General features: G+C 65.7%; 24 protein-coding genes, 2 tRNA genes, 2 pseudogenes and 1 riboswitch. Of the genes and pseudogenes, 12 read left to right on the forward strand and 16 right to left on the reverse strand.

What is annotated here, in order from left to right; translation table 11 throughout:
• Nucleotides 1-40: 40 nt before the first annotated feature.
• Together ACH107_RS10065 and ACH107_RS10070 are read left to right on the forward strand one after the other, a co-directional pair.
• Nucleotides 41-499: an Lrp/AsnC family transcriptional regulator gene (locus tag ACH107_RS10065; protein WP_412505739.1), complete on the forward strand. Its 459-nt coding sequence runs from the start codon at nt 41-43 to the stop codon at nt 497-499.
• Nucleotide 500: 1 nt separating this feature from the next.
• Nucleotides 501-1,100, forward strand: a complete 600-nt coding sequence (locus ACH107_RS10070; protein WP_412505740.1) for an exopolysaccharide biosynthesis protein — start codon at nt 501-503, stop codon at nt 1,098-1,100.
• 129 nt (nt 1,101-1,229) lie between these two features.
• Here ACH107_RS10070 and rpsU read toward each other — a convergent pair whose 3' ends face one another.
• Complete coding sequence (gene rpsU / locus ACH107_RS10075; RefSeq protein WP_310691783.1) at nt 1,230-1,436, reverse strand: 30S ribosomal protein S21; 207 nt, start codon at nt 1,434-1,436, stop codon at nt 1,230-1,232.
• 112 nt (nt 1,437-1,548) lie between these two features.
• On the opposite strand from rpsU, the gene ACH107_RS10080 reads away from it, so the two are divergent.
• The 3 genes and pseudogenes from ACH107_RS10080 to ACH107_RS10090 all read left to right on the forward strand — a co-directional run bounded on the left by ACH107_RS10080 (nt 1,549) and on the right by ACH107_RS10090 (nt 4,269).
• Entirely contained in the window at nt 1,549-2,244 is a 696-nt protein-coding gene (locus ACH107_RS10080; protein WP_412505741.1) for a COQ9 family protein, read from the forward strand.
• Between the two features lie 54 nt (nt 2,245-2,298).
• Nucleotides 2,299-3,270 (forward strand): NAD(P)H-quinone oxidoreductase, encoded by a 972-nt coding sequence (locus tag ACH107_RS10085; RefSeq protein ID WP_412505742.1) that lies wholly within the window; start codon nt 2,299-2,301, stop codon nt 3,268-3,270.
• Between the two features lie 39 nt (nt 3,271-3,309).
• Nucleotides 3,310-4,269, forward strand: a pseudogene (locus tag ACH107_RS10090) (IS481 family transposase).
• Here ACH107_RS10090 and aroC read toward each other — a convergent pair.
• Entirely contained in the window at nt 4,266-5,369 is a 1,104-nt protein-coding gene (gene aroC / locus ACH107_RS10095) for a chorismate synthase (protein WP_412505743.1), read from the reverse strand. The pseudogene ACH107_RS10090 and the gene aroC overlap by 4 nt on opposite strands.
• Nucleotides 5,370-5,445: 76 nt before the next feature.
• A riboswitch (TPP riboswitch) is annotated at nt 5,446-5,545 on the forward strand.
• A gap of 32 nt (nt 5,546-5,577) precedes the next feature.
• On the opposite strand from aroC, the gene thiB reads away from it, so the two are divergent.
• From thiB to ACH107_RS10110, 3 genes are read left to right on the forward strand one after another with little or no spacing between them, the layout of a single operon-like run.
• Nucleotides 5,578-6,561, forward strand: a complete 984-nt coding sequence (gene thiB, locus ACH107_RS10100) for a thiamine ABC transporter substrate binding subunit (RefSeq protein WP_405049857.1) — start codon at nt 5,578-5,580, stop codon at nt 6,559-6,561.
• Nucleotides 6,537-8,039, forward strand: a complete 1,503-nt coding sequence (locus ACH107_RS10105) for a thiamine/thiamine pyrophosphate ABC transporter permease ThiP (RefSeq protein WP_310691789.1) — start codon at nt 6,537-6,539, stop codon at nt 8,037-8,039. Before thiB ends, ACH107_RS10105 begins: the two co-directional genes overlap by 25 nt.
• Nucleotides 8,023-8,718: an ATP-binding cassette domain-containing protein gene (locus ACH107_RS10110; protein WP_310691790.1), complete on the forward strand. Its 696-nt coding sequence runs from the start codon at nt 8,023-8,025 to the stop codon at nt 8,716-8,718. The genes ACH107_RS10105 and ACH107_RS10110 overlap by 17 nt, the downstream gene beginning before the upstream one ends.
• Before the next feature lie 51 nt (nt 8,719-8,769).
• On the opposite strand, the gene ACH107_RS10115 is transcribed toward ACH107_RS10110, so the two are convergent.
• The 7 genes from ACH107_RS10115 to dapF form a co-directional block, all read right to left on the reverse strand.
• Nucleotides 8,770-9,594 carry a cytochrome c1 gene (locus tag ACH107_RS10115; RefSeq protein WP_310691791.1) on the reverse strand — a complete coding sequence of 275 codons (825 nt, stop codon included), beginning with the start codon at nt 9,592-9,594 and terminating at the stop codon, nt 8,770-8,772.
• A 17-nt stretch (nt 9,595-9,611) separates the two neighbouring features.
• Nucleotides 9,612-10,955 (reverse strand): cytochrome b, encoded by a 1,344-nt coding sequence (locus tag ACH107_RS10120; RefSeq protein ID WP_310702594.1) that lies wholly within the window; start codon nt 10,953-10,955, stop codon nt 9,612-9,614.
• Between the two features lie 12 nt (nt 10,956-10,967).
• Nucleotides 10,968-11,537: a ubiquinol-cytochrome c reductase iron-sulfur subunit gene (gene petA / locus ACH107_RS10125; RefSeq protein WP_310692240.1), complete on the reverse strand. Its 570-nt coding sequence runs from the start codon at nt 11,535-11,537 to the stop codon at nt 10,968-10,970.
• Between the two features lie 209 nt (nt 11,538-11,746).
• Complete coding sequence (locus ACH107_RS10130; RefSeq protein ID WP_310692236.1) at nt 11,747-12,346, reverse strand: glutathione S-transferase; 600 nt, start codon at nt 12,344-12,346, stop codon at nt 11,747-11,749.
• A gap of 122 nt (nt 12,347-12,468) precedes the next feature.
• Nucleotides 12,469-13,095, reverse strand: a complete 627-nt coding sequence (locus ACH107_RS10135) for a glutathione S-transferase (RefSeq protein WP_412505744.1) — start codon at nt 13,093-13,095, stop codon at nt 12,469-12,471.
• A complete protein-coding gene (mtaB, locus tag ACH107_RS10140; RefSeq protein WP_412505745.1) occupies nt 13,092-14,351 on the reverse strand; it encodes a tRNA (N(6)-L-threonylcarbamoyladenosine(37)-C(2))-methylthiotransferase MtaB in 1,260 nt (419 codons plus the stop codon). Before mtaB ends, ACH107_RS10135 begins: the two co-directional genes overlap by 4 nt.
• A complete protein-coding gene (dapF, locus tag ACH107_RS10145; protein ID WP_412505746.1) occupies nt 14,344-15,159 on the reverse strand; it encodes a diaminopimelate epimerase in 816 nt (271 codons plus the stop codon). The genes mtaB and dapF overlap by 8 nt, the downstream gene beginning before the upstream one ends.
• Before the next feature lie 97 nt (nt 15,160-15,256).
• On the opposite strand from dapF, the gene ACH107_RS10150 reads away from it, so the two are divergent.
• A tRNA-Lys gene (locus ACH107_RS10150) sits at nt 15,257-15,332 on the forward strand.
• A 177-nt stretch (nt 15,333-15,509) separates the two neighbouring features.
• Here the strand turns inward: ACH107_RS10150 and rpe are convergent.
• From rpe to ACH107_RS10170, 4 genes are all read right to left on the reverse strand, one after another.
• Nucleotides 15,510-16,232, reverse strand: a complete 723-nt coding sequence (rpe, locus tag ACH107_RS10155) for a ribulose-phosphate 3-epimerase (protein WP_310692244.1) — start codon at nt 16,230-16,232, stop codon at nt 15,510-15,512.
• Between the two features lie 70 nt (nt 16,233-16,302).
• Nucleotides 16,303-16,659, reverse strand: coding sequence for a DUF5368 domain-containing protein (locus ACH107_RS10160; RefSeq protein ID WP_310692243.1), 357 nt, complete (start codon nt 16,657-16,659; stop codon nt 16,303-16,305).
• Between the two features lie 12 nt (nt 16,660-16,671).
• Nucleotides 16,672-18,006: an FAD/NAD(P)-binding oxidoreductase gene (locus ACH107_RS10165; protein WP_310692242.1), complete on the reverse strand. Its 1,335-nt coding sequence runs from the start codon at nt 18,004-18,006 to the stop codon at nt 16,672-16,674.
• 246 nt (nt 18,007-18,252) lie between these two features.
• A complete protein-coding gene (locus ACH107_RS10170; protein WP_310692241.1) occupies nt 18,253-19,278 on the reverse strand; it encodes a LacI family DNA-binding transcriptional regulator in 1,026 nt (341 codons plus the stop codon).
• A 103-nt stretch (nt 19,279-19,381) separates the two neighbouring features.
• On the opposite strand from ACH107_RS10170, the gene ACH107_RS10175 reads away from it, so the two are divergent.
• From ACH107_RS10175 to ACH107_RS10185, 3 genes are all read left to right on the forward strand, one after another.
• A tRNA-Arg gene (locus ACH107_RS10175) sits at nt 19,382-19,458 on the forward strand.
• 314 nt (nt 19,459-19,772) lie between these two features.
• Nucleotides 19,773-20,207 (forward strand): hypothetical protein, encoded by a 435-nt coding sequence (locus ACH107_RS10180; protein ID WP_412505747.1) that lies wholly within the window; start codon nt 19,773-19,775, stop codon nt 20,205-20,207.
• The gene (locus tag ACH107_RS10185) at nt 20,207-20,434 is read left to right on the forward strand and encodes a hypothetical protein (RefSeq protein WP_412505748.1); all 228 of its coding nucleotides are present in this window, start codon (nt 20,207-20,209) and stop codon (nt 20,432-20,434) included. Before ACH107_RS10180 ends, ACH107_RS10185 begins: the two co-directional genes overlap by 1 nt.
• A 32-nt stretch (nt 20,435-20,466) precedes the next feature.
• Here ACH107_RS10185 and ACH107_RS10190 read toward each other — a convergent pair whose 3' ends face one another.
• The 3 genes and pseudogenes from ACH107_RS10190 to ACH107_RS10200 all read right to left on the reverse strand — a co-directional run.
• The gene (locus tag ACH107_RS10190; RefSeq protein WP_412505749.1) at nt 20,467-21,249 is read right to left on the reverse strand and encodes an ATP-binding cassette domain-containing protein; all 783 of its coding nucleotides are present in this window, start codon (nt 21,247-21,249) and stop codon (nt 20,467-20,469) included.
• Nucleotides 21,246-22,322 carry an ABC transporter permease gene (locus ACH107_RS10195; RefSeq protein WP_412505750.1) on the reverse strand — a complete coding sequence of 359 codons (1,077 nt, stop codon included), beginning with the start codon at nt 22,320-22,322 and terminating at the stop codon, nt 21,246-21,248. The genes ACH107_RS10190 and ACH107_RS10195 overlap by 4 nt, the downstream gene beginning before the upstream one ends.
• Nucleotides 22,323-22,422: 100 nt before the next feature.
• Nucleotides 22,423-23,031: pseudogene (locus ACH107_RS10200) on the reverse strand (substrate-binding domain-containing protein); the annotation flags it as partial.
• Nucleotides 23,032-23,132 lie beyond the last annotated feature (101 nt).

Here is a 23,132-nt window from a genome sequence, read left to right on the forward strand (position 1 = left end):
GACTTGCACCGAATGACACCTTTCCGGGAAATTCTCTCGCATGTCGATGAACGAGACCGACCGCCGCCTCCTGAACGCGCTCCAACGTCGGGGGCGGCTGTCCAACACGGAATTGTCCGAGGCGGTGAACCTGTCGCCCTCGGCCTGCCATCGCAGGGTGCAGCGCCTCGAACGGGAGGGGTACATCAGCGGCTACGTCGCTCTTCTGGACCCGGGCAAGGTCAATCGGCGGACGATCGTCTTTGTCGAGATCACCCTATCGGCCCAGGCCGACGACTTGCTCGATGCCTTCGAGAAGGCCGTCGCCCGCGTACCGGAAGTGCTGGAATGCCACCTGATGGCAGGGTCAGCGGACTATCTGCTCAAGGTCGTGGCCGAGGATGCCGAGGATTTCGCCCGGCTGCACCGCCGCGCGCTGACCCGCCTGCCGGGGGTGCAGGGGATGCAGTCGTCCTTTGCCCTGCGCACCGTGCGCCAGACCACCGCGCTGCCGCTCTAGCATGTCGCAGGCGGACAGCTTTCACCCGGTGCGCCACACGATCCAGCAGCTCGAGGTTCTGGAGCGCGAAGAGCAGATCACCCTGGGCACGATGATCGAGGCCTTCGGGCCGACCTCCTTCGTTCCGGCGCTCATGGTTCCCGCCATCCTCGTCGTCTCGCCGCTGTCGGGCATTCCGCTGTTTTCGACCGTCTGCGGTCTGTCGATCGCACTGATTTCCTTGCAGATGGTCTTTGCCCGCCGGGCGGTCTGGCTGCCGCAGGTCCTGCTGCAGCGCCGGATCGACCCGCAACGCCTGCGTGCGGCCATGCGGCGCATGCGCGGGCTGGCCGACCGGTTGGACCATTTCGCAAAGGATCGCCTGCGCGTGCTGGTCCAGCCGCCCGGCAACCGCCTGCCGCAGACCATGTGCGTGGTTTCGGGCGGATCGATGCCGATTCTGGAACTGGTGCCGTTTTCGTCCTCCATCCTCGGGATGGCGGTGCTGAGCTGCTCGGTGGCCTTCATTGCCCGTGACGGGCTGTTTGTCTTCGTCGGCGCCGGGTTCATGGCGCTGGCGGCGGCGGTGCCGGTCTACGTGCTGACGAGCTTCGGGGGCTAGGTACGCTTCGGGGCGACAAACCGGCGGCACGGCCGGCGGCGACAGCCCTGCCCCCCTGAAAAAACGACAAACCCCCGGGGCGGGGCCGCGGGGGTCGTCACTTCGTGTCGGAAAAGGCCTGGGGGCTGCTTACAGCATACCTTCGCGCTGGGCCTTCTTGCGCGCGAGTTTGCGCTGACGGCGAATCGCCTCGGCTTTCTGGCGTGCCTTCTTTTCGGACGGCTTCTCGAAGTGCTGACGCAGCTTCATTTCACGGAAGACGCCTTCGCGCTGAAGCTTTTTCTTCAGGGCACGGAGAGCCTGATCGACGTTGTTGTCGCGGACGCTTACCTGCATGTGGTTTTCACCACCTTTCTAGGGTTGGGGTTACAAGGATTTGCAGGAAGTGGCGATGTAGCAAAGTCCTTCTATCTTGTCTAGGGTGCACCAGACCGAACAGGAGACCGCCATGCACCATCCCACGCCGGACGCCGAGACCCTGAAATTGCTGGAGGCCATCGTGCCCCATGTCGTCTTCGACGGCTGGAGCGAGCAGGCCTTCCGCGCCGCCTGTGCGGACCTCGAGATGCCGGCGGACCATGCCCGCCTGTTGTGTCCACGCGGGGCCGTGGACCTGGCCATCCTGTTCCACCGGGAAGGCGACCAGCGCATGGTCGAGATGCTGGATGCCGCCGATCTGTCGCAGATGCGGTTCCGCGAGAAGGTGGCCCATGCGATCCGCCTGCGCCTGCAGGCCGCCGGTGACAAGGAGGCCGTGCGCCGGGGGGTCACGCTCTTCTCGCTGCCGCACATGGCGCCCGAGGGGTCGGGCCTGATCTGGGGCACCGCCGATGCGATCTGGACGGCGCTGGGCGACACCTCCGAGGATGCCAACTGGTACACCAAGCGCGGCACGCTCTCGGCCGTCTACGGGTCGGTGGTTCTGTTCTGGTTGGGCGACACCAGCCCCGACGACATGGACACCGAGGCCTTCATCGACCGCCGGATCGAGTACGTCATGCGATTCGAGAAGGTCAAGGCGGCGGTCAATGACAACCCGCTGCTCAAGCCGCTGACCGTGCCGCTGGGCAAGCTGGCCGCGCGGGTCAGGGCGCCGCGCAGCGCGCCCGACGATCTGCCCGGGCGCTGGGCCGAGCCGCGCTAGGCTTGCGCCGGGAGCGGCCTGCGGTAAGTCTGGGGCCAATCAACAGGAGGCCCCATGCGTGTTGTCGAAATCCGAAATCCCGGCGGACCCGAGGTCCTGACTCCGGCCACCCGTGACCTGCCGCAGCCCGGCCCGGGCGAGGTGCGCATCAAGGTGGCCTATGCCGGGGTGAACCGGCCCGACGCGCTGCAACGGGCGGGGCTTTACAACCCGCCGCCCGGCGCCTCGGACTTGCCGGGCCTCGAGGCTGCGGGCGAGATCAGCGCACTGGGAACGGGCGTCACCGATTGGGCGCTGGGCGATCCTGTCTGCGCCCTGCTGCCCGGTGGCGGCTATGCCGAAGAGGTGCTGACCCCCGCTGCCCATTGCCTGCATGTGCCCGATGGCCTGTCGCTCAAACAGGCGGCCTGCCTGCCGGAAACCTTCTTTACCGTCTGGTCCAATGTCTTTCAGCGTGGCGGCCTGCAGGCGGGCGAGCGGTTCCTTGTGCACGGTGGGTCCTCCGGCATCGGCACCACGGCGATCCAGCTGGCCCATGTCATGGGCGCGCGGGTCTTCACCACCGCCGGGTCCGACGAGAAATGCGCGGCCTGCCGAGACCTGGGCGCGGCGCGGGCGATCAACTATCGCGAGGAGGATTTCGTCGAGATCATGAGGGGCGAGGGCGGCGCGCACCTGATCCTCGACATGGTGGGCGGCGACTACCTGCCGCGCAACGTCAAGGCGCTGGCGGACGAGGGGCGGCTGGTCCAGATCGCCTTCCTGCAGGGGCCCAAGGTCGCATTGAACTTCGCCCAGGTGATGATGCGGCGGCTGACCATCACCGGCAGCACCCTGCGCCCGCAGTCCGATCACGCCAAGGCCGAAATGGCCCGGGCGCTGCGCGACCAGGTCTGGCCGCTGCTGGAGGCCGGCCGCATCGCCCCGGCCATGGACCAGGAATTCCCGCTCGAGCAGGCCGCCGCGGCCCATGCCCGCATGGAAAGCAGCGCCCACATCGGCAAGATCGTCCTGCAGGTCGGCTAGGTGTTTGATCCCACGGTTTGGTGGTGCGATCCTTTCGAAATGGGACAAATTCGTCACGGGTGCGCCACGACCACGCACGCCGTCCGAGTTGCAATACAGCGATCGCAAGCTTCGACCGCGGCGTTGAGCCGGGAGCTTGGTATCAACCCCAAGACGGTTGCGAAGTGGCGCAAGCGGGCGACGGTCGAGGATCAGAAGACCGGCCCGAGGGAGCCGCACTCCATGGTCCTGACCGAGGCGGAGGAGGCGATGATCGTTGCCTTCCGGCGGCACACGCTGCTGCCGCTGGATGACTGTCTCTATGCCCTTCAGACAACAATCCCGCACCTGACGCGCTCGGCGTTGCACCGCTGTCTGTAGCGGCATGGCATCTCTCGCCTGCCGGACGTCGGTGGGGACAAACCAAAGCGCCAGAAGTCCAAGCGCTACCCGATCGGCTTCTTCCACATCGACATCGCCGAGGTGCAGACCGCCGAGGGAAAGCTTTATCTCTTCGTGGGCATCGACCGGACGAGCAAGTTCGCGGTGACCCAACTCGTCGAGAAGGCCGACAGGCGCACCGCATGGGAGTTCCTTCAGCACATGCTGGAGGCCGTGCCCTACCAGGTCCACACGATCCTGACCGATAATGGCATCCAGTTCGCTGAACAGCCGAGGAACCGGAACACGATCATCTCCCGGCCGATGCGCTTCGACATGATCTGCGAGGCGAACGGGATCGAGCATCGGTTGACCAAGCCCAACCATCCGTGGACCAATGGCTTGGTCGAGAGGATGAACCGCACGATCAAGGACGCGACAGTCAAGCGCTTCCACTACGACAGCCACGATCAGCTACGCACGCACCTAACAGATTTCATGGCAGCCGACAATTTCGCCCGGCGGCTCAAAACTCTGGGCGGCGTCACGCCATACGAATACATATGCAAGATCTGGACTTCAGCGCCGGATCGATTCATCCTCGACTCGATCCACCAGATGCTGGGACTGAACACCTAGCCGACCTGCCCCCGCATGCCGCCGGTCTGGCCTCGGTCCAGCAGCATGTGGTCGAGGATCACCGCAGCCATCATGGCTTCGCCCACGGGCACCGCACGGATGCCGACGCAGGGGTCATGTCGGCCCTTTGTGACGACCTCGGTCGGGCTGCCGTCGGTTCTGATGGAGCGGCGTGGCGAGAGGATCGAACTGGTTGGCTTCACGGCGAAACGCAGGATGATTTCCTGCCCCGTGCTGATCCCGCCAAGGATGCCGCCGGCGTGGTTGCTGGAATACTCCGGGCCGGTCTCGCCCATGAAGATCTCGTCGGCGTTGTCGCGGCCGGTCAGCCCCGCCGCGGCCAGGCCTTCGCCGATCTCGACCCCCTTGACGGCATTGATGCTCATCATCGCGGCGGCCAGGTCGGTGTCCAGCTTGCCATAGACCGGCGCGCCGATCCCGGCGGGCACGCCCCGCGCCACCACCTCGATCATGGCGCCGACCGAGTTGTGGTCGTCCTTGCGCAGCCAGTTCAGGTAGTCGGTCCATTCGGCGACGGCCTGCGGGTCGGGGCACCAGAAATCGTTGTCCTCGATGGCGTCCCATTCGAAGCGGGTGCGGTCGATGGTCTTTTCGCCCATCTGGACCATGTAGCCCTTGATCTCGATCCCGGGGACCAATTGCCCGATCGCTGCGCGCGCCACGCCACCGGCGGCCACGCGGGCCGCCGTTTCGCGGGCCGAACTGCGTCCGCCGCCGCGATAGTCCCGCAGCCCGTATTTCTGGTGATACGTGATGTCCGCATGACCGGGGCGGAAGGTCCGGGCGATCTCGCCGTAGTCCTTCGACCGCTGGTCGGTGTTGCGGATCATCAGCTGGATCGGTGTGCCGGTCGTCGTGTCATCGAAAACGCCTGACAGGATCTCCACCGCATCGGGTTCGTTGCGCTGGGTGGTCATCTTGTTCTGGCCGGGGCGGCGCCGGTCCAGCCAGTGCTGGATCGTCGCCGCTGTCAGAGGCACGCCCGGCGGGCAACCATCGACCGTGGCGCCGAGGGCCGGGCCGTGGCTTTCGCCCCAGGTGGTGACGCGGAAAAGATGACCGTAGGTGTTCAGGCTCATATCGGGCGCTCCCTTGATCTGCCCCGTCTAGCGGGCAGGGGCGCCCTTGCCAAGCCCGGCCGCAGGGCCTAGGTTCCACCCTACCTCGGGGTGCCCGCAAGGGCTGAGATGCATGGCGCGAACCCGTTGAACCTGAACCGGTTAAGACCGGCGGAGGGAAGGTGTTGAGCGATCCTCAATCCCCGACGTCCGTCCGGCGATATGGAGGATGCAAATGAAGACCGCCCTTTCCGTCATCGCAGGACTTCTGGCCACGAGTGCCGTGGCGCAGGACAATGTGCTGACAGTTTACACCTATGAAAGTTTCGTCACCGAATGGGGCCCCGGCCCGGTGATCGAGGAAGCCTTCGAGGCCACCTGCGACTGCGACCTGCAATTCGAGGCGGCGGGCGATGGGGCCGCGCTGTTGTCGCGGCTGCAACTGGAAGGTCCGCGCACCGAGGCCGACATCGTGCTGGGACTGGACACCAACCTGACGGCGGCGGCGCGGGAGACCGGCCTGTTCGCGGAACACGGGATCACGCCCGAGCTGGACCTGCCCGTGGACTGGGCCGACGATCACTTCCTGCCCTTCGACTGGGGCTATTTCGCCTTCGTTGGCAATGCCGGCGACCCGGCGCCCGACTCGTTGCGAGCACTGGCCGACAGCGACATCTCGATCGTCATCCAGGACCCGCGCTCGTCCACGCCGGGGCTGGGCCTGCTGATGTGGGTCAAGACCATCTATGGCGATGAGGCCCCCGCGTTGTGGCAGGACCTGTCCGACAACATCGTGACGGTCACGCCCGGCTGGTCCGAGGCCTATGGCCTGTTCCTGGAAGGTGAGGCCGACGCGGTGCTGTCCTACACGACCTCGCCCGCCTATCACCTGATCGCCGAGGAGGACGACAGCAAGGTGGCCTGGGCCTTCGACGAGGGGCATTACATGCAGGTCGAGGTGGCCGGAAAAGTTGCCGGCACCGATGTCCCCGACCTGGCAGATCAGTTCATGGCCTTCATGCTGACCGATGCCTTTCAGTCGGCCATCCCGACGACCAACTGGATGTATCCGGCCGTGGTGCCCGAGGGCGGCCTGCCCGCGGGTTTCGAGACGCTGATCGAACCGGACAAGGCCCTGCTTCTGGATACGGAAGAAGCGGCCGCCATGCGTGATGCGGCGCTTGAGGAATGGCGCGCAGCGCTGGCGCAATAGTGGCGCTTTTCGTGCTGTCCTTGATCGCGGTCCCCCTCGGGGCCGTGATCTGGACAGCCGGGGGAATGTCCGGGCTGGGCGCCGCCGATTGGGCGGCGTTCCGCTTTACCATATGGCAGGCGCTGGTCTCGGCGGTGCTGAGCGTGGCTCTGGCCATTCCCATCGCCGGTGCCCTGGCCCGGCGGCGGTTCCGGGGGCGCGCCGCGCTGATCACGCTGCTGGGTGCGCCCTTCGTCCTGCCGGTGATCGTTGCGGTCATGGGACTGCTGGCCATTTTCGGGCGCTCGGGGCTGATCAATGGCGCTCTGGGCGGGCTGGGACTGCCGCCTGTCTCGATCTATGGCGCGCAGGGTGTGATCCTCGCTCATGTCTTCTTCAACCTGCCGCTTGCGGTGCGGATGCTGCTGCACGGCTGGCTGGCCATCCCGGCGGAGCGTTTCCGCGTGGCCGCGCAGTTGGGCCAACCGGTGTGGCGGTTGCTCGAATGGCCCATGCTGCGGCGCGCAATGCCGGGGGCCTTTGCCGTGATATTCCTTGTCTGCACCACCAGTTTTGCTGTCGCCCTGATCCTGGGCGGCGGGCCGAAGGCGACGACGCTGGAACTGGCGATCTACCAGGCGGTGCGCTTCGAATTCGACCTTGGGGGGGCCGCGACGCTGGCGCTGGTGCAGCTTGGCGTCTGCGTGGTCGCCCTCGGCGCTCTTCTCCTGGTGGATGTGCCCGATGCGCTGGGCGCCGGGCTGGATCGGACGGTCGATCGCTGGGATGGGTCGCTGGGCAGGGATGCGGCGGTTCTGATAGCGGCGGCGCTGTTCCTGTTGCTGCCCATGGGCGCGATCCTTGTGGCCGGCCTGCCGGGCCTGGGGCAGATGCCCGGCTCGGTCCTGCTGGCGGCGAGCCGGTCGATACTGGTCGCCCTGGTCTCGATGGTGCTTTGCATTGGGCTGGCCCTCGCCATTGTCACCCATGGCACGGGCTGGTCGCGGGCGGTGGCGGTGGTGCCGCTCTCGATGACGGCGTTGGTACTGGGCACGGGTCTTTTCATCGTGGTCTTTCCCTTTGTTCGACCTGCGAGCGTGGCCTTGCCAGTCACGGCGCTGATGAATGCCCTTTTCGCGCTGCCCTTTGCGGTGCGTATCCTGGCGGTGGCGCGAGACGATGCCGAGGTGCAGTTCGGACGGCTGGCCGATGGGCTGGGCCTGCAGGGCTGGGCGCGGATGCGGCTGTTGATTCTGCCGCGCATCCGGCGCCCGCTGGGTTTTGCCGCCGGGCTGGCCGCGGCGCTGTCCATGGGCGACCTGGGGGTGATCACGCTGTTCGCCTCGGGCGGGCAGGAGACCTTGCCGCTGGCCATGTTCCGCCTCATGGGGGCCTACCAGACCGAGGCCGCCGCGGGCGCGGCGCTGCTGCTTGTCACGCTCAGTCTGGGGATGTTCTGGATGTTCGACCGAGGAGGCCGCGTTGGCACTGACGCTTGAGGATATCGTGCTCGCGCAGGGTGGGTTCGAACTGCGCGCCGATCTGTCTGTTGATGCTGGTGATTTCACGGCGCTGCTGGGGCCCTCCGGCGCGGGAAAATCCACCGTGCTGAATGCCATTGCCGGGTTCCTGCCGCTGGCCTCCGGGGCCCTGCGCTGGGACGGCGCCCGGATCGACAGCCTTCCGCCCGGCGCCCGGCCGGTGGCGATGCTGTTTCAGGACAACAACCTGTTCCCGCATCTGGATGTGGGGCGCAACCTGGCCCTGGCACTGACGACCCGGTCGCGCGCCTCTCTCGAAGAGACGCGCCGCGTGGAAGAGGCGCTGACCCGTGTCGGCCTGGGCGGGATGGGCGCGCGGATGCCGGGCACCCTGTCGGGGGGGCAGCAAAGCCGGGCGGCGCTGGCGCGCGTGCTTTTGCAGGACAAGCCCCTCGTGCTTCTGGATGAACCCTTCGCCGCCCTCGGCCCGGGGCAGCGGCAGGACATGATGGACCTGTGCCGCGATGTGCTGGGCGGGGCCGGGCGCACGGTGCTCTTTGTCAGCCACGACCCCGAGGATGCGGCCCGGGCCGATTCGATCTGCGTGGTTGATGAGGGCCGGATGGCGCCGCCCCGCCCGGTTGCCGAGGTTCTGGACAACCCTTCCAGCCCCCTGCGCGCCTACCTGGGTAAATGAAAAGGCCCGCCGGTTGGGCGGGCCTTGGGTTTGTCTCATGCTGTAGGGGCGTCAGTCCTTGCGGGCGGTCTTCTTGTGCGGCGCCCAGATGCGCTTGTTGGTCATGTAGAGCAGCACGGCCAGCACGGTCAGGAAGATGACGCCGGTCAGGCCGGCCTGCTTGCGGGCCATCATCTTGGGTTCGGCTGTCCACATGAGGAAGGCGGCGACATCCTCGGCCTGCTGCTCGATGGTCGCTTCGGTGCCATCGGCATAGACGACACCTTCGTCGTAGAGCGGCGGTGCCATGTTGATGTAGCCGCCAGCGTAGGCGTCGTTCTCGTAAAGCAGGGTGCCCGCCTCGTCCTTGGTCTCGCCGGTGTAGCCGGTCAGCAGCGAGGCAATGTATTCCGGCCCACCCATGCCGTTGACCAGTTGCGAGATACCGGTGCCGTAGGGGCCGCTGAACCCGGCGCGGGCCTTGGCCATCAGTGACAGGTCCGGCGCGCCCTGCGTATCGTTGGCCGGGAAATGGTCGGACGGGGTCAGGGTTTTCTGGTCGCCCGTGTCGGGGTCGATCAGGTCCTGGTTCTCTGGCGCGTCGAAGTCGCTTAGAAAGAACTGTTCCGCGTAGGCGCGCATCTGGTCTTCGGGTAGGTCCGGGCCGCCCGCGTCGCTGAGGTTGCGGAAGTTGACGAACTTGAGACCGTGACAGGCCGAGCAGACCTCGGTGTAGATCTGCAGGCCGCGTTGCAGTTGGAATTGGTCGTAAGACCCGAAGGGCCCTTCGAAGGAGAAGGCGTAGTCGGTGATCTTGGTGCCTTCGGCACCCGCGGCGCTGGCCCCGGTGGCCAGGCCGAGGGTGACGGCTGCGGTAAGGGAGAGTGTGCGGATCATTGTTGCGCGGTCCTTTCTCACTCGGCCGGCGTGGCGGCGGGGCTGCCCGACGCGTCTTCGGAGCCGTAGTGGGCGTTGAAGTCCTCTTCGATCGTGGCCGGCGGGGTCTCCGGCTTCTCGATCACGCCAAGCAGCGGCAGGATGATCAGGAAGTAGGCGAACCAGTAGGCCGAGCCAATCAGGGCGATGATCGGGTAGATGCCCTCGGCCGGCATGGCCCCGGCCCACATCAGGACAATGAAGTCCACGACCAGCAGGGCGAACCACCACTTGAACATCGGGCGATAGCGGCCCGACCGCACCGAGGAAGTGTCCAGCCAGGGCGCCAGTGCCATGACGACGATCGCGCCGAACATCGCCAGCACGCCGAAGAACTTGGCGTCGATGATCCCGAAAGAGATCCATTCGGCGAACATCACCACCCAGACGTCCGCGGTGAACGAGCGCAGGATCGCGTAAAAGGGCAGGAAGTACCACTCCGGCACGATGTGCGAGGGTGTCACGAGCGGGTTGGCCTCGACGTAGTTGTCGGGATGGCCGAGGTAGTTGGGCATGAAGCCGACCACGGCGACGAAGACGGCCAGGATAATCGCCAGCGCGAAGAGATCCTTGATCACGAAGTAGGGCCAGAACGGCAGCGTGTCCTTCTCGGCCTCGGCCTTCGACGTGCGGCGCACCTCGACCCCGGTGGGGTTGTTGTTGCCGGTCGAGTGGAAGGCCCAGATGTGCACGATGACCAGCCCCGCCATGATGAAGGGAAGCAGGTAGTGCAACGAGAAGAACCGGTTCAACGCCGGCTGACCCACCGACGACGCGCCGAGCAGCCAGGTCTGGATCGCCTCGCCGACGAAGGGGATGGCGCCGAACAGACCGGTGATGACGGCGGTGCCGTGGAACGACATCTGTCCCCAGGGCAGCACGTAGCCCATGAAGGCGGTGCCCATCATCAGCAGGTAGATCAGCATGCCGATGATCCAGGTGACCTCGCGCGGGGCCTTGTAGGACCCGTAGTAGAGGCTGCGGAAGATGTGCAGGTAGACCGCCACGAAGAACAGCGAAGCTCCGTTCATGTGGAAATAGCGGATCATGTGTCCGGCGTTCACGTCGCGCATGATGTGCTCGACGCTGGAAAAGGCCATGTCCACATGCGGGGTGTAGTGCATCACCAGCACCACGCCGGTGGCGATCTGCAGCACCAGGCAGAACGTCAGGACGATCCCCCAGATCCACATCCAGTTCAGGTTCTTGGGCGTGGGAATCGTCAGGGTGTCGTGCAGTAGCCCGATGATCGGCAAGCGGCCCTCGAGCCACTTGGCCCCGCCGGACTTCGGTTCGTAGTGATCGTGTGGGATTCCGGACATTCTCGGTTCTCCTTAACCCAGCTGGATGGTCACGTCGTCGACGAAGGATGCGACGGGGATTGGAAGGTTTCTCGGGGCCGGCCCTTGACGGATGCGGCCCGAAGCGTCGTAGTGCGACCCGTGGCAGGGGCAGAACCAGCCCTCGAAGTCGCCGGCATTGTTGCCCAGCGGCACGCAGCCAAGGTGCGTGCAGACTCCCATCTGGACCAGCCATTCGCCGGACTCGTCGAGGGTGCGGTTTTCGTCCAGCGCCGCGGCCTCGGTGCCGAGGTTCTCGTTGCGGGCCATCGGATCGGGCAGGCTTTCGACATCGCCGTCAAGGCTGCGCGCGCGGGCGATTTCCTCTTCGGTGCGGCGGCGGATGAACACCGGCTTGCCCTGCCAGAGGACGGTCATCTGGCTGCCCGTCGAGATGGTGCTGATATCGACCCGGATCGAGGCCAGAGCCAGCACGTCCGCCGAGGGGTTCATCTGGTCGACCAGCGGCCAGACAGCGGCACCGGTCACGACGGCACCGGCACCGCCGGTCGCGTAGTAGATGAAGTCGCGGCGGGTTCCTTGAGGGTCGTCTGCGTTTGACACGGTGTTCATCTCCGATTCTCTTCGGGCCCGGCACGGGGCCACTCGCACAAGCCAAGGGTGCTCTGACGAGCCCCATTCGTGTCGCTTCTAGCGGCACAATCCGGCGCAGTCCAGTTTCCAATCGGTCGCATGTACGAGATGCGGCACCGGCTGTGCCCGTCCAGAGGGCCAAATTGTCGCGATACTACCGGTGAGCTTGTGGCCTGCGTTCAGTCCGCAGCGGTGGCGCGCATCGCAGGGCGGGCCGAGAATCGCCCCTCCCACTCGGCGAGGGCGGGACGCCCGGCGCGCCAGTCGCGTCCGGGTTGGCGCAGGTCCAGGTAACCCAGCGCGCAGCCCGTGGCAATCTGGCCCAGGGTGATCGGGCCGGACAGGTGGCTCATCCAGCGGGCCTCGAGCGCGTCGAGCGCGCGGTCGATCTTGGCCCATTGCGCATCGAGCCAGCCGTCCCAGGCGGTGTCACCGCGAAAGCGGCTTTCGTAGGTCATGGAGACGGCGCTGTCGAGAATGCCCTCGGCCGTCGCCTCCAGGGTCAGGACTTCCCACAGGCGGGCTTCGGGGTAGAAGGCGACCTCTGTCATGCTGTCCAGATAGCGGCAGATCACCCGGCTGTCATAGAGCGCAGGCCCCTCGGCCCGGATCAGCGCGGGAATGCGGCCCAGCGGGTTGGCGGCCAGGGCCTGCGGCGCGCTGTCTAGCGGGGTGGTCGTGACCTCTTGTTCGGTTACCGCATCCTGAAGGCCGCCCTCGCGGATCAGCACGCGGACCTTGCGCGCATAGGGGGAGGGCGGTGACATGATCAACTGCATCGAGGGGCCTTTCCTGGTGTTGGCGTCAGACTAGGCGCTATCGGGGCTGCGCATCAAGCGGGCATCCCGGGGTGCTGGCCTCTGGCCCGGCGAGATGCCCAACATGGCGCGACGCTGGCCGATCAGGGAAACTGAACCGGGCTGTCGCCGGGATGCCACGGTGGATGTTTCTGCATGATGCCGCGAAACCGGGCCGAGGTCTTGAAGGCTTCAAGCCAGCGAGTGGCGTCGGGCCAGGGTTGGGCCGTGAACCAGGCCAAGTCCACATGGGCGAACTGGCGCACGAAGGGCAGGATGGCGAGATCGGCCAGCCTGGGCCTGTCGCCGAATAGCCATGGTCGATCGGCCAATCGGCTGTTCAGGCCTGCGATGAAATCCCCCGCGCGGCTTCGCTCCACGCCGGGGTCCGCGTCGTCGAAGCGGCTGGCGTATTTGTAGCGATCCAGCGCCGCCTTGAACGGCCTGTCGCAGATGTCGATCAGGTCAAACCCCTCTTCCGGCATCTCCAGCAGAGACTCCGGGTCATGACGGCGCAGCGCCCAGAGCATGATGTCGAGGCTTTCGTCGTTCACGCCATCGGGGCCATCGAGGCAAGGTGCGGTGGCCGAGGGCGAGGTTTCCAGAAAAGCTGGCGGCTTGTCGCGCAGCACGACTTCGCGCAGCTCGACGCGCACTGCCGCGCTGGCCAGCGCCAGCCGCGCCCGCATGGCATAGGGACAGCGGCGAAAGGACCACAGGATCGGCGTCATGCGACCAGCTGGTCCCCCGTCGTTCCGGTGATCCGGGCGGTCACGATCTCGCCCTCGGGCTGATCCGATCCAAAGGCGACTTCGGCGAATTGCGCGGTCCGGCCCATACGGGGGTTTTCCAACAAAACGGCATGGGTCTGCCCGACCTGCGCGGTCAGGTGGGCCTGCACGCGTTCGGCCCCTGCCGCGCGCAGCCGGGCCGCACGGTCGCGGATCGCCGGACCGGGCACCTGGTCGGGAATCCGCGCCGCCGGGGTGCCTTGGCGTTTCGAGTAGGGAAATACGTGCAGCCAGGTCAGGCCGCAGTCCGCGACCAGCCTCATGGAATTCTCGAACTGCGCCTCGGTCTCGGTTGGGAACCCGGCGATGATGTCGGCGCCAAAGGTCATCTCGGGGCGCAGGCGGCAGGCCTCCTCGCAAAAGGCGATGGCATCGTCGCGCAGGTGGCGGCGCTTCATGCGTTTGAGGATCAGGTCGTCGCCATGCTGCAGAGAGAGGTGCAGATGCGGCATCAGGCGCGGCTCGTCCGCAATGGCCTGCATCAGCGCCGCGTCCGCCTCGATCGAGTCGATGGACGAGATGCGCAGGCGCGGCAGGTCTGGCACCATTCTCAGGATGCGCATGACAAGGTCGCCCAGGCGTGGGCTGGCGGGCAGGTCGGCGCCCCAGCTTGTCAGGTCTACCCCGGTCAGCACCACCTCGTTGAAGCCCCTGTCCACCAGCCGCTTGATCTGTTCGACCACCACGCCCGCGGGCACGCTGCGCGAATTGCCCCGGCCATAGGGGATGATGCAGAAGGTGCAGCGGTGATCGCAGCCGTTCTGGACCTGCACATAGGCGCGGCTGCGGGTGCCGAAGCCGTCGATCAGGTGGCCTGCGGTTTCTGTCACCGACATGATGTCGTTGACCTGCACCTTCTCCGTCTCGCCGATCAGGTCGGGGGCCAGGCCGGCCCATGTTTCGGGCTGCATCTTCTCGGTGTTGCCGATGACGCGTGTGACCTCGGGCATGGCGGCGAAGGTCTCGGGCTCGGTCTGGGCCGCGCAGCCCGTGACGATCAGCGGGGTCTCGGGGTTGCTGCGGCGCAGGCGTCGGATTTCCTTTTTCGCCTTGCGCACGGCCTCGGCGGTGACGGCACAGGTGTTCACCACCATGGCGTCGCCCAGTCCGGCCTGCCGGGCCAGATCGCTCATCGCCTCGGTCTCATAGGCGTTGAGGCGACAGCCCAGCGTCGTGAACCTCGGCGCCTCAGCCATGCCAGACCCCATCGAAGACATGGGCGGTCGGCCCGGTCATCCAAATTCCATCCTCTGCGATACGGATATGGATGGTGCCACCGTCCAGCTCGATGGTGACATCCCGCCCCACCAGCCCGCGCCGGTGCGCGGCATGGGCCGTGGCGCATGAGGACGAGCCAGAGGCCAGAGTGATCCCCGTGCCCCGCTCCCAGACCCGCATCCGCAGGTGGTCGGGCGCGATCACATGGACGAACTGCACGTTGGTGCGGTCAGGGAAAAGCGGGTGATGCTCGATCTCGGGGCCGCGGGTGGCCAGATCCACAGCCTCGGCATCCGCGACGAAGAAGGTGCAGTGCGGGTTGCCCATTCCGGTGGCGGTTGGTGCACCATCGAGGGGCAGTTCCAGGGTGTCCACCGCATGGGTCAGCGGCACCTGGTCCCAGCGGGTCATGGCCGCCCCCATGTTGACCGAGGTGAGGCCATCGCCCGCGTCGCGCGCGGCCAGTTGACCCCGATCCGTGGCGAGAACCAGTTCCGTCCGGCCGGTCTCATCCATGAGGTGCCGCGCGATGCAGCGCGTGGCATTGCCGCAGGCCGCCGAGCGCGAACCGTCCGCGTTGTAGAAGGTCAGATGCGCGTCCACGCCGTCGGTCTGCGAGATCACGGCAAGCTGGTCGAAGCCGACCCCCCGGTGCCGGTCGGCCATGGCAACGACAGTTGCCTCTGACGGCCACGGGGCGCGCGCCCGCGCATCGACCACGACGAAGTCGTTGCCCAGCCCGTGCATCTTCATGAAGGCCAATGATTTCCGATCCGTCGCATCCATGCGCGGGCGTATAGTAGAGGCCGCGGGGCGAATCCAGCGATTGTATCGATTCCGGGGTTGACCGCCGGTCATGCCCTTTCTAAAGACGCCGCCTAGTGGGCCGTTAGCTCAGTTGGTAGAGCAACTGACTTTTAATCAGTGGGTCGCAGGTTCGAATCCTGCACGGCTCACCACTGGTCATCGCAATTTACTTGAACCAAGCATGGTTCAGTTCGCCGACGTGTGCGCGGGGTCCCGTGTCTTTTTGTCACGAGCAGCGCAAGGTGTGCCGCGGGGCTGCTCAGGGCCGCTATCAGCGCGGGTGGTCACGTCGCGCGGTGGTATCGTCAGATTGTCGGGTGGAAATGCGATCAGGGGCTGCTGGCGGCAAGCGGGCCTGCCGGATCAAGCATCTGTTCCGCAGCCGCGGTGCGGATGGCGCGGATGTTATCACCGTAGGGGCCGGGGGCGTCGGCCGTGCCGCCGCGGAACACCGCCGATCCGGCCACCAGAACGTCGGCCCCTGCTGCCGTGACGAGCGGCGCGGTGCCGGGGTCGATCCCGCCGTCGATCTCGATGTGGACGGGGCGGTCGCCGATCATCGCGCGCAGGGCGCGCACCTTGTCGGTCATGTCGATGAATTTCTGGCCGCCGAAACCGGGGTTCACCGTCATGACGCAGACAAGGTCGGTCAGGTCGAGCAGATGGGCCACGGCCCCGGCCGGGGTGCCGGGGTTGAGTGCGACGCCCGCCTTCATGCCGGCGGCGCGGATGGCCTGCAGGGTACGGTGGATGTGCGGGCCGGCCTCGATATGGGCGGTCAGAATGTCGGCCCCGGCGGCGGCGTAGGCGTCGATATGCGGATCGACCGGCGCGATCATCAGGTGCACGTCCATCACCGTGGTCACGTGGCGCCGAAACGCCTTCACCGCCGGGGGCCCGAAGGTGAGGTTGGGCACGAAATGCCCGTCCATCACGTCGACGTGGACCCAATCGGCGCCCTGCGCCTCGATCGCACGGATCTCGCGGCCGAAATCGGCGAAATCGGCAGAGAGGATCGAGGGGGCGATCTTGATCGAACGGTCGAATGTCATCGGGCGCGGACCTTTCACTGGGGCGGTGGCGCAGTCCCTAGCACGGGGCCACGCGCCGGTGGAAGAGACCCTAGCCCTCTTCTGTGGGTGGACGGACCAGCGATTGCACGGTATAGACGAGGATCGCCAGCCCGACGGCACCGAGGGCAGCCACGCCCAGCAGAACGATCAGGTCGATGGGGCCGCCCATGTCGGACAGACGGGAATCCGTCATGGCCAGCAGGAACCAGACCGCGGCGACCGCACCCAACGGCATGGACAGCTGCGCCCAGAGGAACTTGCGCCAGCTGACCGCATGGTCGCGCACGAGCACGTAGACATAGGCCAGCGTCACAAGCCCGGCGAGGGCGACCATGATCCAGAACAGGCCGCGCCCGAAGATTTCCTCGAAGACGGCGATTAGGGTGCCGAAGGTAAGCTCTTGCATGTCTGTCTCTCCTTACGCGCGGCCGCGCAGCATGGCGTTGTAGGTGGCCTTGAGCGCGACCTCTTTCATCAGCCAGCTGATCCAGAGTTCCTCCAGCGGGGCGATGAAACCCGGGAACGAGGGCGTCAGGTCGTTGTTGTAGTCGAATTCGATCAGCATGGCACGCCCGACCCGGGTGATCATCGGGCAGGAGGTGTAACCATTGTAGCGTTCCGTCGGGTCCTGGCCCGCGATGGCGCTGACGATGCCGTCCTCGATCACGGGCACCTGCCACTTGACGCTGGCGGCTGTCTTGCCCTTGGGCACGCCGGCCACGTCACCCAGCGCCCAGATGTCCTCATAACGCAGGTGGCGCAGGCTGTGCTGGTCACATTCGACCCAGCCCTGATCCGTCCACTTGTCGGCCCAGGACAGGCCGGACTGGCGGATCACGTCGGGGGCGCGCTGCGGCGGGATGACGTGGATGTAATCGTAGTCCATATCCACCCGAGCGCCGTCCGCATCGCGGAAGGTGGCGCGCTTCGCCCCCGGCTCGATGGCTTGCAGTGTGTGCTGCATGGCCGTGTCGATGTTGCGTTCGCCGAAGAGCATCCGCACCTTCTCGGCCACGATTGGCACCCCGAAAAGCGACCCCTGCGGCGCGGCATAGAGGAAGTCGGCCTTGCCACGGTTGCCGCGCCGGCGGGCGATGTCGTCGATCAGGAAGGCATGCTTGAGCGGGGCGCCCGCGCATTTCATCTCGGTGGCGGGGCGCGTGAACAGGCCCTGTCCGCCCTCCTCGGCAAAGCGCGCGGCGGCCTGCCAGGTGCGGGCGGCATGGTCGGGCCCGGCATAGAGCGCGCCGATCCCGTTTTCGCCCACCATGTCGAGGTCGAAGCCCTCGATGGCGTCATAATCCTGGATCAGCCCCGGCGCGACCACCAGGAAATCGTAGTTAACCGTCTGGCCGCCCTCGGTGGAAACGGTCTTGGCCTCGGGGTCGATTGCGGCGGCCTTCTCGGCGATCAGGGTGACACCATCGGGCAGCCAGTCCGTCGTCTGCGAGATGACGTAGTCGGCGGGCTTGAGGCCCGCGGCCACCAGCGAGAGCCCCGGCTGATAGAGGTGCTGCGGGCGCGGGTCGATCAGGGTGATCGCGGCGCCGTCGAGACGCTCGACCAGGCGATTGGCCAGGGAGGTGCCCCCGGCCCCCGCGCCGATGATGACGATCCTGGCGCTTGTCCGCACCGGCTGGGCCTGCCCGGCCCCTGCGGCGGCGAGGGCGGCACCCCCCGCGGCCAGTCCGAGAAAGGTGCGGCGGCTGGGTCCGGCGGCAAGCCGAGCGAGGGAGGTTTGATCGTTGGGCAAGGTGCTCTCCGTTCGGTTCGTTTCTTGCGGAACGCACCCCCGCGGCGATCCAGGGAACCGAGGGATCGGCGCGGGGGGCACGGATGCGATCTGCACGCCGCTGCGCGTTCCTTCCCCAAGGCTGCAACCCGGAGGAAATATGTAAACATACTATTTATTGCATGAGACCTGAGAGAAGCCTTGACGCAGATCAAACCTGCCCGGTTTTTGCGTCTTTTTCGCCCATCGCGTGCCGGGGGCGCTTTGCTACCCCCTGCGCAGCGTGTCGCCCGGGGCCAGTTTGGGCTCCAGTTCGATGTGCTGGCCACCCTGACTGATCGCGCCTGAGTTGCGGTCGGCAATGATCCGGGCCGCGGCCTCGCCAATATCGGCGCGGCAGGCATCCATGGTCGCCAGGCGCAGGGGCAGCCCGTCGAGCAGTTCCACCCCGTTGAACCCGGCCAGACCGATCTGGCCTGGAATGTCGACGCCCTTTTCGCGAAGGTAGAGCAGCCCGCCCGCCCCGATCATGTCGTTGGAATAATACAGGAAATCGAGATCCGGCCTGCGCGCCAGCATGGCCTGGGTCATCTCGCGGCCCTTCGCGAGGGCCGAGCCGCCGGAATAGAATTCCTGGTCGGCGATCTCGATCCCGTGGCCCGCCAGCGCCCGTGTCAGCCCCTCGAAGCGTTTGCGCGCGCGGTGGTCCAGCGGCATCTTGGTGCCCAGGAAGCCGATCTTCTTGTAACCGGCTTCGACAATGGCTTCGCCCATCAGCCGCCCGGCGCGCCGGTGGGAAATCCCCACGTTGGCGTCCACCGCCTCGCCATCGGTGTCCATGATCTCGACGATCGGGAGTCCGGAGCGTTCCAGCATGGCACGGGCCGGGTCGGTGTGTTCCAGCCCGGCGAGAATGATCCCCGAGGGGCGCCAGGACAGCATCTCGAAAAGGACCTTTTCCTCTTTCTCGGGGGAGTAGTCCGTCACGCCGACAACGGGCTGCAGTTCCGTGCCCTCGAGCGCCGAGGACACGCCCGACAAGACCTCGGGAAAGACCATGTTCTTGAGGCTGGGAATGATGACGCCCACCAGGTTGACCCGCTGCGAGGCGAGGGCGCCGGCGATCTTGTTGGGCACGTAGCCCAGGGCGCGGGCGGCGTCCTGCACCCGGTCGCGGGTGGCCTGGCTGACGTCGCCCTTGTTGCGCAGCACCCGGCTGACGGTCATTTCGCTGACGCCCGAGGCCTCGGACACGTCACGCAGCGTGAGCGGGCGCTTGTTCGATGTGTTCAATTGTCCGGCCTGTCCTGTGTCGCTTGCGCCTTGTTACCGCGCTTCGGCGGGCTTGTCCAAGCTCTTGCCCTCTGCGGTCAATCCGGGCATTCAATGGGACAGCGGCCCCGTGGCTCAACTGGATAGAGCAGCCCCCTCCTAAGGGGCAGGTTGCAGGTTCGAATCCTGCCGGGGTCGCCATTCTTCCGGTATTCGTGCTTCGTCACCGTTTTGATGAAATTTCAGTAGCGCATCCGAATAGCTAAGCGAGGTTTGGGCGTCAAAGGTAGCAACCCGGCCTCAATCATCCGCGTTCGATTTTTGGGGCGCATACAGGCCAGAGCCTCACCTATGACGCCGTCTTGCAACCCCAGTCTTGACCTATTTCGATGCTGGACTTACATAACACCAATAAGGGCTATGTTAGTGGCGGGCGGTGACGACTTTAATATTTAATAATGGCGTTGGTTCCGGGGCGGGTAAACCTTATGCTTATTTGTCGCGAACCAGGGTTGTTGTTCATCAAGACAATGAAAACAGCGGGGTCATCCATCGAAATCGCCCTTGGCCCGGCGTTGCGCGACGGCGATCTGGCCACGCCGCTTTGGCCACAGGAGGAGAGACAGAGGCCCGGCAAGACCGTGCGACGCGCGGTTCGGCGCATGGTGCGGGCGTTGCGCGAGCGCAGCGATGGTGCCGTGCGGGCGCGCTATCCGCACCACGGCTATGACGTGGCCGCCAAGTACCTCTCGGCCGAGATCGAGGGATGTCGCGCCTTCTGCGTGGAACGCAACCCGTACGACAAAGCGGTTTCCGCGTTTCATTTCGTCTATGACCGCTACAACCGACCTGTAACCGATCCCGGACAACATTCGAGGAATTCTGCAAGTCCAAGAGGTTGGCTTCGTTCTCCAATTTCGACATGTACACGCGTGATGGCGAACTGGTAGTGGACCGGGTGCTCCAATATGAGGGGCTTGACCGCGATTTTTCCGACATGATGGAGTCGTGCGAAATCACGAATGTCTCGTTGCGTGATAAGACGGCCAAGGCGGGTGTGCGGCCTAAACTGGATCTCAGTATCTATTACGGGGCCAATTATGAGCGCCCGGCGGCGCGACTGGTCGAAGACGCATTCGCGCGAGAATTTGCGTTTTTTGGATATCAGCGCCCGTAAGCGAGCGTCTCGTGGGAATACCCTGACCAGCCCTATGCCGGGACGGCTTCGCTTGGCGGGTCCTTCGCGCCGGTCATGAACGCGACGGCGTCGGACATGGTGTAATCCTTGGGGTTCACCACACAGAGCCGCCGCCCCAGCCGATGAACGTGAATCCGGTCCGCGACCTCGAAGACATGGGGCATGTTGTGGCTGATAAGGATGATCGGGATGCCGCGCGAGCGGACATCGAGGATCAGTTCCAGGACCTTGCGGGATTCCTTGACCCCCAATGCCGCCGTCGGCTCGTCAAGAATGATGACTTTTGACCCGAAAGCGGCGGCGCGTGCCACGGCCACGCCCTGGCGCTGCCCGCCCGACAGTGTTTCGACCGCCTGGTTGATGTTCTGGATCGTCAGCAGGCCCAGCTCGGACAGCTTGTCGCGCGCGAAGGCCTCCATCGCCGGCTTGTCGAGCTTGCGGAACCACTGTCCCATGATGCCGGGCTTGCGGATTTCGCGGCCCATGAACATGTTGTCAGCGATCGAAAGGGCGGGCGACATGGCGAGGGTCTGATAGACCGTCTCGATCCCTGCCTCCCGCGCGTCCGTGGGCGAGTTAAGGGTCGCCGGCCGGCCGTCGAGATAAACTTGACCGCCGTCGGGCTGCAGTGCACCCGAGAGCGTCTTGACCATCACCGACTTGCCGGCCCCGTTGTCGCCGATCACGGCGAGAATCTCGCCCGGCATCAGGTCGAAGTCGCACCGGTCGAGCGCGGTCACCTTGCCGAAGCGTTTGACCAGGCCGCGCCCCGAGAGAATGGGTTCCGTTGTCATTGCGACACCTTTCTGATCCACTGATCTAGCGAAACCGCGCCGATGATGAGGGCCCCGATCAACAGCCAGGTCCACTGCGGATTGGCCCCGGCCATGCGCAGGCCAAGCTCGAAGACGCCGACGATCAGCGCGCCGAAGAAGGCGCCTACGATCGAACCGCGTCCGCCGAACAGCGAGATGCCCCCGATCACGACTGCGGTGATCGACTGGATATTGCCCATCATTCCGGTCGAGACAGCCGGCGACACCGAACCGAAGCGCCCGATCATCACCCAGCCCGTGAGCGCGCAGATAAAGCCCACCAGCATGTAGACCGACATCAGCGTGCCGTGGACGTTGACCCCCGCGAGCTTGGCCGCTTCGGGGTCGTCCCCCACGGCATAGACGTGCCGCCCCCATGCGGTCGAGCGCAGCGCATAGGCCAGCGCGGCCACCAGTGTGATCATCAGCAGAACGCCCATCGTGAAGGTGGCCCCGCCAAGCTGAAACTTGATGCCAAGAAGCTGCAGGAACGGCGCCTCGACCGCGATATCCTGCGAGCGCAGTGTCTCGTTGCGCGAATAGAGATAGTTGGCGGCCAGAAGGATCTGCCACATGCCCAGCGTCACGATGAAGGGCGGCAGCTTGACGCGGCTGACCAGCCAGCCGTTGATTGCACCGATTGCCGTTCCGATGGTCAGGCCCAGCATCAACGAAATCGTCGGCGGGATACCGTAGCGAAACGTGAACTGGCCCATGATGACCGACGACAGTACCGCCAGCGCCCCGACCGAAAGGTCGATTCCGGCGGTCAGGATGACGAGGCTCTGAGCGGCGGCCAGAACGCCGACGATCTGGACCTGCTGCAGGATCAGGGTCAGCGCGAAAGGCGAAAAGAACTTCGAGCCGAGTGCGAGGCCGAAGATGATGATGGCCGCAACCAGGACGATGAGGGGCACCAGCGACGGCGTCGCGTGCAGCATCTCCTGAAGGCGGCCGACCAGGCCCTTGTCCTCCTCATCGAAGGACCCGACATCCAGGGATGCCCCTGTCAGAACGGATTCGTAGTTGTCCGCGTTCCGGTCTGTCGACATCAATTGTTCTCCTCCGAAGCGGGCCGCTGCGCCAGTCGTCTTGTATCAGTATGATATGGCGGACACCCCGCGCTTGGGGCGCCCGCCGATGCCGTCGCCATCAGCCCCAGCAGAGCTCCAGGCCCTCGTCGGTATCGATCGACGGAACGCCCTCGACCGGATCATCCGTTACCAGCGCAACGCCGGTGTCGAAAAAGTCCTTACCTTCGGTGGCCTCCGGCGTCTCGCCCGTTTCCGCATAGGTGACGATGGCCTCGATGCCCAGCGACGCCATGCGCAGCGGATACTGCTGGCTGGTCGCGCCGATAATGCCCTCTTGCACGTTCTGCACACCGGGGCAGCCGCCGTCGACCGAGACGATCAGTGCGTCGTCTTCGCGGCCCAGCGCCGTGAGGGCCTCGTAGGCCCCAGCGGCGGCGGGTTCGTTGATAGTGTAGACCAGGTTGATCTCGGGATCGATGGACAGCAGGTTCTCCATGCCGCGGCGGCCCCCGTCTGCCGCCCCGTCGCTGGTGTCGTGGCCGACGATGCGCGGGTCGGTCTCGTCACCCCACTTGTTTGGGTCGCCGAGGTCGATGCCGAAGCCGTCGAGGAAGCCCTGGTTGCGCAGGACCCCCACGGTGGGCTGCGAAATATTGATGTTGAGAAGGCCGATCTTGGCGTCTTCGGCCGCGTCACCCAATTGGCCCGCGGCCCATTCGCCGATCAGCACTGTGCGTCTTCAGATAATTTGGGACATCAGAGCGTGCTTTCGTTTGGAGGCTCTGGCTCATCCTTGATTGAGTTTACGCGTTTTCAGTTTGGTGGCGC

Source organism: Roseovarius halophilus (ex Wu et al. 2025), from assembly GCF_047086965.1.